The 11,358-nt window shown below is 65.1% G+C and carries 14 protein-coding genes; 1 reads left to right on the forward strand and 13 read right to left on the reverse strand.

Going from position 1 to position 11,358, the window contains the following annotated elements; translation table 11 throughout:
• Window positions 1–21: 21 nt before the first annotated feature.
• The 9 genes from BMX99_RS11325 to BMX99_RS19490 form a co-directional block, all read right to left on the reverse strand.
• Entirely contained in the window at window positions 22–432 is a 411-nt protein-coding gene (locus BMX99_RS11325) for a DUF3168 domain-containing protein (protein ID WP_093451672.1), read from the reverse strand.
• Window positions 429–764, reverse strand: a complete 336-nt coding sequence (locus tag BMX99_RS11330) for a head-tail adaptor protein (RefSeq protein WP_093451675.1) — start codon at window positions 762–764, stop codon at window positions 429–431. The genes BMX99_RS11325 and BMX99_RS11330 overlap by 4 nt, the downstream gene beginning before the upstream one ends.
• Window positions 761–1,357, reverse strand: a complete 597-nt coding sequence (locus BMX99_RS11335) for a head-tail connector protein (protein WP_093451679.1) — start codon at window positions 1,355–1,357, stop codon at window positions 761–763. Before BMX99_RS11335 ends, BMX99_RS11330 begins: the two co-directional genes overlap by 4 nt.
• A 153-nt stretch (window positions 1,358–1,510) precedes the next feature.
• Entirely contained in the window at window positions 1,511–2,701 is a 1,191-nt protein-coding gene (locus BMX99_RS11340) for a phage major capsid protein (protein ID WP_093451681.1), read from the reverse strand.
• A gap of 37 nt (window positions 2,702–2,738) precedes the next feature.
• On the reverse strand, window positions 2,739–3,287 hold the full coding sequence (locus tag BMX99_RS11345) for an HK97 family phage prohead protease (RefSeq protein ID WP_093451684.1): 549 nt from the start codon (window positions 3,285–3,287) through the stop codon (window positions 2,739–2,741).
• Window positions 3,288–3,332: 45 nt separating this feature from the next.
• Window positions 3,333–3,572, reverse strand: coding sequence for a GTA head formation protein, RCAP_rcc01685 family (locus BMX99_RS11350; RefSeq protein WP_093451688.1), 240 nt, complete (start codon window positions 3,570–3,572; stop codon window positions 3,333–3,335).
• Complete coding sequence (locus tag BMX99_RS11355; protein WP_093451692.1) at window positions 3,569–4,744, reverse strand: phage portal protein; 1,176 nt, start codon at window positions 4,742–4,744, stop codon at window positions 3,569–3,571. Before BMX99_RS11355 ends, BMX99_RS11350 begins: the two co-directional genes overlap by 4 nt.
• Window positions 4,745–4,812: 68 nt before the next feature.
• Entirely contained in the window at window positions 4,813–6,183 is a 1,371-nt protein-coding gene (locus tag BMX99_RS11360) for a DNA-packaging protein (protein WP_093453238.1), read from the reverse strand.
• A complete protein-coding gene (locus BMX99_RS19490) occupies window positions 6,092–6,430 on the reverse strand; it encodes a hypothetical protein (RefSeq protein ID WP_139199502.1) in 339 nt (112 codons plus the stop codon). Before BMX99_RS19490 ends, BMX99_RS11360 begins: the two co-directional genes overlap by 92 nt.
• A gap of 383 nt (window positions 6,431–6,813) precedes the next feature.
• Here BMX99_RS19490 and BMX99_RS11365 point away from each other — a divergent pair, with 383 nt between their 5' ends.
• On the forward strand, window positions 6,814–7,551 hold the full coding sequence (locus BMX99_RS11365) for a VPLPA-CTERM sorting domain-containing protein (protein WP_093451695.1): 738 nt from the start codon (window positions 6,814–6,816) through the stop codon (window positions 7,549–7,551).
• 164 nt (window positions 7,552–7,715) lie between these two features.
• On the opposite strand, the gene mltG is transcribed toward BMX99_RS11365, so the two are convergent.
• The 4 genes from mltG to BMX99_RS11385 all read right to left on the reverse strand — a co-directional run bounded on the left by mltG (window position 7,716) and on the right by BMX99_RS11385 (window position 11,251).
• Window positions 7,716–8,873: an endolytic transglycosylase MltG gene (gene mltG, locus BMX99_RS11370; RefSeq protein WP_093451697.1), complete on the reverse strand. Its 1,158-nt coding sequence runs from the start codon at window positions 8,871–8,873 to the stop codon at window positions 7,716–7,718.
• Window positions 8,874–10,136 carry a beta-ketoacyl-ACP synthase II gene (gene fabF, locus BMX99_RS11375; RefSeq protein WP_093451700.1) on the reverse strand — a complete coding sequence of 421 codons (1,263 nt, stop codon included), beginning with the start codon at window positions 10,134–10,136 and terminating at the stop codon, window positions 8,874–8,876.
• Window positions 10,137–10,300: 164 nt separating this feature from the next.
• Entirely contained in the window at window positions 10,301–10,786 is a 486-nt protein-coding gene (locus tag BMX99_RS11380) for a cupin domain-containing protein (protein ID WP_093451702.1), read from the reverse strand.
• Window positions 10,787–11,017: 231 nt separating this feature from the next.
• A complete protein-coding gene (locus BMX99_RS11385; RefSeq protein WP_043747637.1) occupies window positions 11,018–11,251 on the reverse strand; it encodes an acyl carrier protein in 234 nt (77 codons plus the stop codon).
• Window positions 11,252–11,358 lie beyond the last annotated feature (107 nt).

The following is an 11,358-nucleotide window of genomic DNA, read 5'->3' on the forward strand; positions in this document are numbered from 1 at the left end:
TTCTTGTCTCCTGATAAGGGGTTATTCGTCGTCCAGCAGGGCGCGGAACGTCATGTCGATGCGCCTTTGCTGGCCGGCCTCGTCGCGTTTCGCCCGCGCCCGCAGAAAGTTCAGCGTGACCAGCCTGCCGCGATCCAACGCGCCCAGGGGCTGATCCAGAACGTCCGATACGGCGGCGGCCACGGCCTTGGCCTCCTGGAAGCCGCCCGCATCGGTGACGACCGAGATCACGAAATCATGCCGCGCGCCGCTGATGCCCTGATCGGACCGGTCCTGCGCCGTCTCGGGGCCGAGGCTGACGTAAAGCGCGGGGATCGCACCCACGGGGGGCGCGTCGAAAATCGCTGTACCCACAAGGGCTTGCAACGCGGCATCCGCCGAAAGCGCGGCATAGACGGCCTTTTGCAGCGCGATGGCCATGGTGTAGGTCATGCCGCGACCTCCTCGTGCGCGAAACAGATCAGATGGCGGCCTTCGCTGTCGCGTTCCGCCACGGCCTCGATCCGGAACAGGCGCGGGCCCTCGCGGAAGCGTTGCCCCGCCACGGGGCGCGAGGGCGTGCCGACCGGCGCGCCGCGCACCACGATGCGATAGCCGGTGCGCGCGGTGGCCAGCGGACCCAGATCGGTGCCGCGCCCGGTGCGGGCGCTTACATCGGCCCAGATCTCGCCCAAGGCCACCCAGGCCTCGGAGTACCCGCCCGAGCCATCGGGCTGACGCTGGCGGTCTTCCAGCACCAGCAGCCGGTTCAGACGCGGGCTCATACCCGGCCCCGCGTGAAGATCCGCATCGGGCGGTAACGTTCTGTCAGGGAAATCACCCCGAACGGCGCGCAGCCTTCGCCCAGGCCCGTGGCCTCGCGGTGTTCATAGTAATGTGCGCCCTGCAACATGACGGCCTGCGCCAGATCGCGCGGCACCTCGTCCCAGGTTGCGCCATATCCGGCCGTGAACCGCACCCGGATCGACCCGTCGGCGGGCGGATTGGGCAGACCCGCGCTGCGCCCGTTGAGCGCCGGGAAATGCATGTCCTTCTCAAGCCGGAAGCGCGCGGGATCGACAACTGTGGGTTGCTCGGCCGCATCCAGAAGGGCCAGTTCCAGAACCTCTTGCACCGGGCCAATGGGGAAGACCTGACGCAGGTCATCCTGCCAGAAGGGCAGCGTCCAGATGAAGGTCCGGATCATCAGCGCCTTGCCACACCGCCCCTCGACCGAGGCGATGGCCGCCCGCAGGAAGCTTTCCAGAACGCTGTCCTGCACCGTGTCGCCGCTGAAGCCGCGGCCCAGGCGCAGATGCGCCTTGAAGGCCTCGACCGGTAGATCGGCCAACAAAATCTCGCTTTCTTCGATCAGCATCCGCGATCCCTTTCCCTGGCTTTCCCTTGCTGCCGCCCCGTGGCGCGTGCCCGTCAACGCCGAAGCGGACGGAGGGAGCAGCTGGCCGGCGCATATGCCGACGAACACGCGCCCGCCGGGGACAAGTCCGCCCCCGACGATTCAGCCCCCCGATCAGGAGGCGCCGAATTTCAGCAGTTTGATCGCTGCAAAATCAGTGACATCGCCGCCGACACGCTTGGTCGCGTAGAACAGAACATGCGGTTTGGCACTGAAGGGATCACGCAGCACGCGCAGGTCCGGGCGTTCGGCAATCGTATAGCCTGCGTGGAAATCCCCGAAGGCCACCGACAGGCTGCCCGAGGCAATGTCGGGCATGTCTTCGCATAGCAGAACGGGGTATCCCATCAGACGCGCAGGTTCCCCGGCGGCGAGGCTGTCGGCCCAGAGGAACCGGCCCTCGGCATCCTTCAGCTTGCGCACCGCCCCCGCGGTCTTCGAGTTCATCACGAAGCTTGCATTGGCGCGGTAGCGCGCGCCCAGGGCATAGACCAGGTCGACAATCGCATCACTGGGATCGTTCAGGTCAAAGCCGCCGTCGCTGCCGGTGGCGATATACCCAAGGCTGTCCCAGGCCCAGGTGGCATCCGCAACCGTGGGATGAGTCAGAAACCCCGTCGGCTTGTCCGTGCCATCGCCGGACACAAAGGCCGCCGCTTCACTTCGGGCGAATTTGTCGGCAATGCGTTCGGCCAGCCAGCCCTCGATGTCAAAGGCGCTGTCGTCCAGCAGACGCTGCGATGCCTTGGGCAGCGCGGCCAGTTCGAACAGCGGGATCGAGATCCGGTCCATGGTCGAGGTGCCGGTTTCCGCGACAGATCCGGTTTCCGTCACCCAGCCCGAGCCGATGTCACTGGTGTCCACCAGCACGTCATAGGACGTCGCCTCGACCGTCACGACATTGGCGATCTGGCGCAGCGAGGCAGCCGAACGCAGCACCCCCTGCACGGCGGTCGAGGTCTGCGGGTCCACCAGGTAACCGCCATCCGCGGCCACGGACGAATTCATCGCCTTGCCCTCAAGCTGCAGCCCGCGCAGCCCGTCATCATCGCCCGAGCGCAGATAGGCGTTGAAAGCCTTCTGATGCGGGGCCTCCTGGTCGGCTTGGGTGGCCAGCGCGGGGCGGTGGCCGGCAGAGGTCTTGCGATCCAGCATGGTCATACGGTGTTCCTGTTGTTTCATTCGGTTGCTCATCTCGTCGCGGAAGCCTTTGAAATCGGCCACGAACCCCGCGACTGCGGTCTTCACCTCCTGAGCCGGAGACAGATCTTCTCCGCTCCGAGAGGTCATCTCGGCTGTTGTCATCCCTGATCCTTTCCTTGGGTCTCCGGTGTGGGGGCGGTCAGCCGGGCGTTTGGCCCTGGCCGGTCCGCGTCAGATCCTGCCGCGCGGCGTCAAAGACCTGCGCCAGGTCGCGCAACGTGCTGTCCAGCGCATCGCCCTTGGCCGTGACGCGGGCTGTGGTCAGCATCGGGAAGGTGACCAGCGACACCTCCCACAGCTCAAGCTCGATCAGGCTGCGGGTGCTCTGGTCGGTCTTGACCGCGCGGCGGGTGCGATAGCCGACCGAAAGCCCGTCGATGGCCCCGGCGCGGATCAGTTCCGCCGCTTCGCGCGCGCGGGCGATTCCGTCCAGCAGACGGCCCTTGACCCACAACCCCTGATTGTCTTCGCGCAGCTCGGACCACACACCAATAGGTTGCGCCGGATCATGCTGCCAAAGCATCTTCACCCCGCGCCCCGAGGCCAGGGAGGCCGCAAAAGCGCCCTTTTCCACCCGGTCGCCGCCCTGGTCCACCTTGCCGAAAAGCGAGGCATAGCCTTCGATAGTCAGGTCGTCCGCCACCTGGATGTCGGCGGATACGCAGCAGAATTTATGTTCAAGTTCCATGGGTTATTTCCCCTTCCTGCAAGCGGATTGCAGTTAAACTCATCATTAAGGCAGCTTGCCTAAGAACGACTGGAAGGCTTCCGCAAGTATCACAGCAACCACACCATAGACGGTCAGCCACAATCGGCGCTCCAACCGCTCGATCACCACCTCTAGGCGAGCAAGCCTGTCATTCAGCGCCTCGACCTGAAGCCGCGAGACCCGTTCATGTGCCTCAAGCCGCAGCGCCGGGGCGCAGTCGAAACTTTCGAACCCATAGCGCCGGGGCGGCGTCTGATCGGTCATTCCCCCGGCTCCGCCGGCAGCCCCAGAAGCGCGCGTTTTTCCGCCGCGCTCAGGAAATCCGCGCCCGACACCCGCGCCCAATGGGCATCGCGTTCCGCCGAGAGCGCGGGCACCTGGTCCAGATCCGGGCGCAGCCAGACGGGATCGCCGGTAAAGCCCTGAAGCCACGCGGAAATCGCCGCCGTCACCCGAGTCGCCAGGGGCAGCACGGTCAGCCGGAAAAACGCGCGATGTGCCTCTTGGTAATTGGCATAGGTCGCCTCACCGGGGATGCCCAACAGCATCGGCGGCACGCCAAAGGCCAGCGCGATGTCGCGGGCGGCGGCCTCTTTCGTGCGGTGAAATTCCATGTCCGAGGGCGAAAACCCCATGGGTTTCCAATCCAGCCCGCCTTCCAGCAGCATCGGCCGCCCGGCATTGCGCGCGCCCATGTGATGCGCCTCCAACTCGTTGGACAGGCGGTCGAATTGCTCGGACGACAGCGATGCGCCATCCGCAGCCCCATAGACCAGCGCCCCCGAGGGCCGCGCCGCATTGTCCAAAAGCGCCTTGCACCAGCCCGAGGCCGAGGAATGCACGTCGATCGCTTGTGCCGCCGCCTGAAGCGCCGACAGACCATAGTGGTCGTCCTGGGGGTGAAAGCTTTTCAGATGCAGCACCGTGGGGCGCGGGCCGGTTGCGTCGAACCGGTGTTTGCGCCCGCCCACAGCGTATTCATAGGCCACGGGCCAGCCATCCGCGCCGGGCACCACCGACATCCGGTCAGAGCGCAGGACGTGCAGTTCCACCGGCGCGCCATCCTCGGCCGCGACCCCTTCCAGATAGGCATTGCCGGTCAGCACCAGCTGACCATAGAGCGCCTCGAACAATTCCGCGCGGCCCTGGGCACCATTGGGGCGGGCCATCAGGTCGATCAGGGGGTGGCTGTCATAGCGCGAGGTGGCGTCCTGAAGGATCAGCGGCAGGGCGGCCCCGGCCTCGGCGATCAGTTTCACCGCGCGATGCACCACCGGGTTGCCGGCAAAGCCCGTGCGGGTCAGCGAGGCCACATCCCGAGGCGACCAGACCACACGGCCCGCCGAGTGATAGGAGATCACCGGACCCGCCGCGCTGGCGTTGGTCTGAGGGGCCGAGGCAGCGGCCCCCCGCCGGAAGTAATCGATCACTGACATCGCCTCTCCTTTCGCCGTGCTTGGCGTCACGAGAGGGACTTTCCCAACAAAGCGTTAAAGCGCCCTTGTCAGACCGAGCGCACCCGGGGCGATCCGCGCAACGCCCCCCGGTCCAGCATCAGGTCGGTGATTGCCCAGACCAGCGCATCGACGCGGTCCGGGCTGCCCTTGCCCTCGTACCCGCGCGTGGTCATCAGGCACAGCTGATCCTCCAGCGGGCCAAGGCCCCGCAGGTGATGCACCCTGCCCTGTTCATAAAGCGCCGCGACAGGTTCGGCCCGCGCGACCTTGCCCTGGGACGCACGCACCTTGCGCAGGGGCACATCGGGGTCGACCTGGCGCACGACGCTTTCCACCAGATCGCCGCCCTGGTTGACCTCGGCCACGATCCTGTGCGCCCCGTGCCGCGCCATGGCGGCCACGGCGGCCTCGGCCCATTGGGCGGGGGTCACACCGCGCAGCGTGGCGTCTTCGAGCACATAGGCCTGGGACGTGCCCGCATCGCCATAGACCACCCCCGCGACCACGATCCCGCAGGCGTCCGATCCCGCGTGCCCCGTCACCGGCGGGTCCACCGCCACGACGATCCGGTCCAGGGGGGGCGTGTCCTCGACCCGCAAGGCCTCGATCATCGCGGGGGTCCACAGCGCGCCTTCGGCCGCATCCAGCATCACGCCGTCCAATTCCTGCCGGCCCAGCCCGGTGCCGGCATAGCGCGCGCGGACCTCTTCCAGGAAGGAGGCCGCCAGATTGGCGCGGTTGGCTTCGGTCGGCGCATGGGTCACCACGGTCGAGGGCAGGTCCAGCAGTTCCTTCAGAACCCCAACATTGCGCGGCGTGGTGGTGACGCAGACGCGGGGATCCTCGCCCAGGCGCAGGGCGAATTGCAGCATGTCCCAGGTGTCGCGCGCCTTCTTCCATTTACCCAGTTCGTCCACCCAGGCCCCGTCGAACTGCGGCCCGCGCAGCCCTTCGGGTTCATGGGCGGAAAAGGCATAGGCCAGCGCGCCATTGGGCCAGACCAGGCGTTTGCGCCCGGCCTCCCATTGCGGGCGACGATCGGGGGGCGAACAGGCCAGGATGCCGCTGTCGCCAAAGATCATCACCTCGCGCACCTGGTCGATGGTTTCCCCGACCAGCGCCAGCCGCTGACAGCGCCCCGCATCCAGCGGCCGCCCGCCTTCGACCTGCGCCCGCACCCATTCCGCCCCGGCGCGCGTCTTGCCCGCGCCCCTTCCGCCCAGGATGACCCAAGCCCGCCAGGCCCCCTCGGGCGGCAGCTGATGCGGCATCGCCCAGAATTCAAAAAGAAAAGGGAGAGCACGAAGCTCTCCCTCGGTGAGGTCCTCAAGAAACAGCTCCTGCAGCGCAACATGCTCTGAGGCGATCCAGCTTGCAGCCGATCTCAGCCCGGGCTGCGTCAAGATCGAATCCGGCATCGCCGGCAAGCCCAAGTTCCCTGCGTCGTTCTTCATTGTACTTCGCCTCCACCTCGTATGCGTGTCTGATGAATGTCCGGATGTCCCCGGCGCAGCGCAGTGCCTCGCGCACATGGCCGGGTTCTTCGGATTGCACATAGCCCTGGACCATGCGCAGTTCCCTCTTGAGGTCCTTTAGCTGCTCAACGATTTCGCCGATGTGACCAGAGAGTTCGCTGGCCTCTTGCTCCAATTTGATCAGAGTCATTCTCATTGCCCTTCTTGTTATTGTTGTTGGCCCGTCCGACGCCCGGGCACGAAAAAAGGCCCTGCGGGCGGGTGCCCGGGGCCTTTCGTCATGCCTGTTCCAGCATGTCATGACCTATAGGTTACCCCGTGCGGTCGGTCAAATCAGGGGGTGTTAAGGGGCGTGCGTTGCGTGGGGGATCGGGATCGATCAGGCGACATTACACAATCTCCGGCCCGTCTGTTTCCTGAATGAAAACAGTGTAGTTAAACCAGTTGTCAAAACGACAGACCGCACCCCGAAGCCAATTGACACAATCCCGCCACATTCCTAATCAGATGCGATAAGGCGCATTCTTTTCGATGCGCAAAGACCGAAGACCATTTTCAATCAGGGGTAAACCTTTGAAGTATTCCTATCTTGCGGGGGGCCTTCTGGCCGCAACCCTCGCCACGGCCACGGCCGCGCAGGCGGAAACGCTGACCTACAATTTCGACCAGGCTTTCTGGGGCACCAAGCCCCATAGCGTCGATAGCCAGACCTGGCAGGACGGCAAGAAAGCCGCGGTAGCCGCGGATCCCTCCGCCTTCACCTATCTGACCGGGTCGTTCGACTACACCACCGGCTACGTGATCGGTTCGGATTTCAGCCTGAACGTCGACTACGGCCCGCACAACTTCACTTTCACCGACGCCCATATCTCGGGCTACCCAAGCCGGTCCTCCACATTTACCCACGCTGTGGCCAGCTATTCCTTCGAAGGTTTCTCTGGGCCGGTCCTGACCTCGGGCAATGACTCGGGTCAGCAGTACAAGTTCAACTTCACCTTCGCTTTCACCTACTGGGTGAACAGCAAGACCATTGATGTCACGGCTTCTGGCTACATGCGGGAATTCGTGACCTACCCGGAAACCACCACCCGGCAGTACAATCCGTATCTTGGGTGGATCGACGTAACTGTGCCCGCTGGCGGCTATTACGCCAGCGCGGGCGAGCAGGTCTATGTTCAGACCTTCGGCACCCAGTCGGGCCCGCTGGCCGGTCAGATCACCCCCGCCGTGCCGCTGCCGGCCGGCGGTCTGCTGATCCTGTCGGCATTCGGTGCTGCCGGGGCCGTGCGCCTGCGCAAACGCGCCGCCTGAAGCCTTCGGGGCCGCGATAGCCCCGACCTCGGACGATCTGCGACAAAACCAACCCGTCCTCCTTCAGAGGGCGGGTTTTGTTTTGGCCCAGACGCGGGCTTCCCCACAAAGAAAAAGGGCGACTGCCCAAGCAACCGCCCCTTCATTCACGTGACGCAAAACACCTACTGGTTGGCCCGCTCCGCCTCGATCTGGCGCCACTTGGCGACATTGGCGTTATGGTCGGCCAGGGTTTCTGCAAAGGCATGTCCGCCCGATCCATCCGCCACGAAGAAGATGAAATCCGTCTGCTCGGGATCCATCGCCGCCTCGATCGAGGCACGGCCGGGGTTGGCGATCGGGGTCGGCGGAAGGCCGGGGATCACATAGGTGTTGTAGGGCGTTTCGCGGTCCAGTTCCGACCGCCGCAGCCCACGGCCCAGCACGCCTTCGCCCTTGGTGATGCCGTAGATCACCGTGGGGTCCGTCTGCAGGCGCATGCCCTGGTTCAGACGGTTCACGAAGACACTGGCCACCTGGCGCCGTTCGGACGCGACACCGGTTTCCTTCTCGATGATCGAGGCCATGATCAGCGCCTCTTCGGGGCTGTCATAGGGCAGATCCTCGACCCGGTTGGCCCAGGCATCGGCCAGGATCAGCCTCTGCTTGGTCTGCATCTGGTCGATCAGTGCCGCACGGTCATCGCCCACACGGACCTCATAGCTGTCGGGGGCAAGCGAACCCTCGTCCGGAACGCCGGCAATCTCGCCGTCCATCACGTCGATCCGCCCCAGGGCATCCACCACCTGCCAGGAGGTCACGCCCTCGGCCACGACAACGCGATAGGCGGTGTCGGACTGGTTGCGCAGGCGGGTGAAATCCTCGGGCTTGGGCGCGTCCGAACTCAGGTCGAATTCGGCCTTTTCCACATAGTGCCCGCTGGCGGCATCGAAGTCCCGCACCTCGGCCTGGGCCGAGGTCACGCCGATGCGATAGATGATCTGGCTGCCGCAGGAATTGGCCCCGCCCCGGGTGATGATGTCGACGATCTCTTCCATCGACGCGCCCGGCTGCACCAGAAAGGACCCGGCCTTCAGCTGATCCGTCTTGTCGGAATAATCCGCACCGATCCGCATGATCGAGGCGCTGGTGACGGCGCCCTTCTCTTCCAGATCATTGGTGACCGACCCCATGCGCGCGCCCGGCTGAACCCGCACGCAGATCGCCTCGGCCAGGGGGCCGGGACCGGTGTACTGGTCCTTGCCCCACAGGACGAGCCCGCCCAGCAGGAAGATCCCCACGATCAGCAGGGTCAGCGCATTCGAGGCGACGGATTTCCACATTTAGTCGCGCACCTTGCCGAAGATGATCGACGCATTGGTGCCGCCGAAACCGAAGGAATTCGACAGCGCCACGTTGATCTCGCGCTTCTCGGCCTTGTTGGGCGCCAGGCTCAGCTTGGGTTCGACCGCCGGGTTGTCCAGGTTGATGGTCGGCGGGGCGACCTGGTCGCGGATCGCCAGGATCGAGAAGATCGCCTCGATCGCGCCGGCCGCGCCCAGAAGGTGCCCGGTGGCAGATTTGGTCGAGGACATGGTGGCCTTCGACGCCGCATCGCCCAGCAGACGCTCCACCGCGCCCAGCTCGATCGTGTCGGCCATGGTCGAGGTGCCATGCGCGTTGATGTAATCGATGTCCTCGGGCTTCAGGCCCGCGCGGTTCAGCGCCGCGGTCATCGACCGGAAGCCGCCATCGCCATCCTCGGAGGGCGCGGTGATGTGATAGGCGTCGCCCGACAGGCCATAGCCCAGGTATTCGCCATAGATCTTGGCACCGCGCGCCTTGGCGTGTTCGTATTCCTCAAGGATCACGACACCGGCACCTTCGCCCATGACAAAACCGTCACGATCGGCGTCATAGGGGCGCGAGGCCTTGGTGGGATCATCGCCATATTTGGTCGACAGCGCCTTGCAGGCGTTGAAGCCCGCGATGCCGATTTCGCAGATCGCGGCCTCGGCCCCGCCGGCGACCATGACATCCGCATCGCCCCACTGGATCAGACGCGCCGCATCCCCGATGGCATGAGCCCCGGTGGAACAGGCGGTGACCACGGCGTGGTTCGGCCCCTTGAAGCCATAGCGAATCGACACCTGACCCGAGATCAGGTTGATCAGCGCGCCGGGAATGAAGAAGGGCGACACGCGACGCGGGCCCTTCTCGGCCATCATCAGCGTGGTCTGTTCGATGGACTGCAGCCCGCCGATGCCCGAGCCCAGCATGACGCCGGTGCGCAGCTGGCCTTCCTCGTCCTGCGGTTCCCAGCCGGCATCCTTCACGGCCATCTCGGCCGCGGCAATCCCATAGAGGATGAAGTCATCGACCTTGCGACGCTCCTTCGGCTCCATCCAGTCATCGGGATTGAAGGTACCCTCGGTGCCATCCCCATAGGGGACCTCGCAGGCATATTTCGTCGACACCCGCTCCGGATTGAACCGCGTGATCGGACCCGCACCGGACTGCCCGTCCAGAATGCGGCTCCAGGTTTCTTCGACCCCGCTTGCAAGCGGAGTGACCAGCCCAAGCCCGGTGACAACAACACGACGCATAAGACCCTGCCCCTTCGTTTTTCCGTCAGATGCTCTTACCCCGTTGGCGGGCAAAGGGGCAAGAGGCACCATTCCCCGCCCGGCAACTCCCTGCGCGCAAACCCTTGGATAAACCGGTATACCCGGCCCGGAGCCAGCCCCACCCTGCCCGCGTCTTGCCGGCGCTACTTGCCTCCCGCGACCGGCTCTTCAATATCGGCGTGATCGACCAGGTTCCAGGGCCGCCCCTGGCTGCGATAGATCCGCTTGCCCAGCCTCGGATAATCGGCCACGTCGTGGGCCAGCCGCTCTCCCACCACGATGGCGCGGAACAGCCCCGGCCCGGTGTTGCGGATCACATGGGCCAGCCCGCCCTTGCGATAGCCGATGAAATCCCCCGGCCCGATCCTGTGGCACTCGTCCCCGATCTCCGCCTCGGCCTCTCCCTCCAGCACATAGACGCATTCATCCTCGTCGTGATGCACGTGGTATTCGGTACTCTCACAGCCCGGCTCCACCTCGATCAGGTGAAACCCGAACCCGGTGATCCCCGTCAGATCCCCAAGCGACTTGTTCACCCGCCGCGCGCCCGGGTTCAGGAAATGCACCTTGCGCAGCCCCTGCATCTCCGCAATCTCTCCGGCGGTCACCAGGTAGACGTCCTCAGCCATTCCCCCGCTCCTCTTTGGTTTTCTCAAATATCCCCGCCGGAGGCATCCCGACCCCGCCACCCTCGCAGATCCACCGCATCTCGCAACCCCGCCAAGGGGGCGAGGCCCGCACGGCCGGGCGGGACGAGCCGCGCGCGCGACATGCAAAAACCCCCGCAGCCTCTCGGCCACGGGGGTCTTCACATCTCATGCGCCACCCCTCGGGGCGGCCGCCTCAAGGGCACCTGAAGATCAGGCGGCTTCCTTGATGAATTTCACGGCGTCGCCGAACGTCTGGATGTTCTCGGCGGCGTCATCGGGGATCTCGATGCCGAATTCTTCTTCGAACGCCATGACCAGCTCGACGGTGTCAAGGCTGTCTGCGCCCAGGTCGTCGATGAACGACGCGTTCTCGGTGACCTTGTCCTCTTCCACACCCAGATGCTCGACAACGATCTTCTTAACGCGCTCTGCGACATCGCTCATGGGATTTCCCCTCATATCTCTGTGGGCTCTCGGCCCGGTTCTGCCCTCGCCCCGATCGGGGTCGTGCTGTCATGCCCCTGACGGGGCGGCTTGTTCCCGCAGATGCG

The sequence above is a fragment of the Pseudooceanicola nitratireducens genome (assembly GCF_900109195.1).
GTDB classification, from domain to species: Bacteria; Pseudomonadota; Alphaproteobacteria; order Rhodobacterales; family Rhodobacteraceae; genus Pseudooceanicola; species Pseudooceanicola nitratireducens.

What these genes read in the sequence shown, in the direction of transcription:
- BMX99_RS11325 (WP_093451672.1), bottom strand. Translation starts at nt 432, where the DNA reads ATGACCTACACCATGGCCATCGCGCTGCAAAAGGCCGTCTATGCCGCG.
- BMX99_RS11330 (WP_093451675.1), bottom strand. Translation starts at nt 764, where the DNA reads ATGAGCCCGCGTCTGAACCGGCTGCTGGTGCTGGAAGACCGCCAGCGT.
- BMX99_RS11335 (WP_093451679.1), bottom strand. Translation starts at nt 1,357, where the DNA reads ATGCTGATCGAAGAAAGCGAGATTTTGTTGGCCGATCTACCGGTCGAG.
- BMX99_RS11340 (WP_093451681.1), bottom strand. Translation starts at nt 2,701, where the DNA reads ATGACAACAGCCGAGATGACCTCTCGGAGCGGAGAAGATCTGTCTCCG.
- BMX99_RS11345 (WP_093451684.1), bottom strand. Translation starts at nt 3,287, where the DNA reads ATGGAACTTGAACATAAATTCTGCTGCGTATCCGCCGACATCCAGGTG.
- BMX99_RS11350 (WP_093451688.1), bottom strand. Translation starts at nt 3,572, where the DNA reads ATGACCGATCAGACGCCGCCCCGGCGCTATGGGTTCGAAAGTTTCGAC.
- BMX99_RS11355 (WP_093451692.1), bottom strand. Translation starts at nt 4,744, where the DNA reads ATGTCAGTGATCGATTACTTCCGGCGGGGGGCCGCTGCCTCGGCCCCT.
- BMX99_RS11360 (WP_093453238.1), bottom strand. Translation starts at nt 6,183, where the DNA reads ATGCCGGATTCGATCTTGACGCAGCCCGGGCTGAGATCGGCTGCAAGC.
- BMX99_RS19490 (WP_139199502.1), bottom strand. Translation starts at nt 6,430, where the DNA reads ATGACTCTGATCAAATTGGAGCAAGAGGCCAGCGAACTCTCTGGTCAC.
- mltG (WP_093451697.1), bottom strand. Translation starts at nt 8,873, where the DNA reads ATGTGGAAATCCGTCGCCTCGAATGCGCTGACCCTGCTGATCGTGGGG.
- fabF (WP_093451700.1), bottom strand. Translation starts at nt 10,136, where the DNA reads ATGCGTCGTGTTGTTGTCACCGGGCTTGGGCTGGTCACTCCGCTTGCA.
- BMX99_RS11380 (WP_093451702.1), bottom strand. Translation starts at nt 10,786, where the DNA reads ATGGCTGAGGACGTCTACCTGGTGACCGCCGGAGAGATTGCGGAGATG.
- BMX99_RS11385 (WP_043747637.1), bottom strand. Translation starts at nt 11,251, where the DNA reads ATGAGCGATGTCGCAGAGCGCGTTAAGAAGATCGTTGTCGAGCATCTG.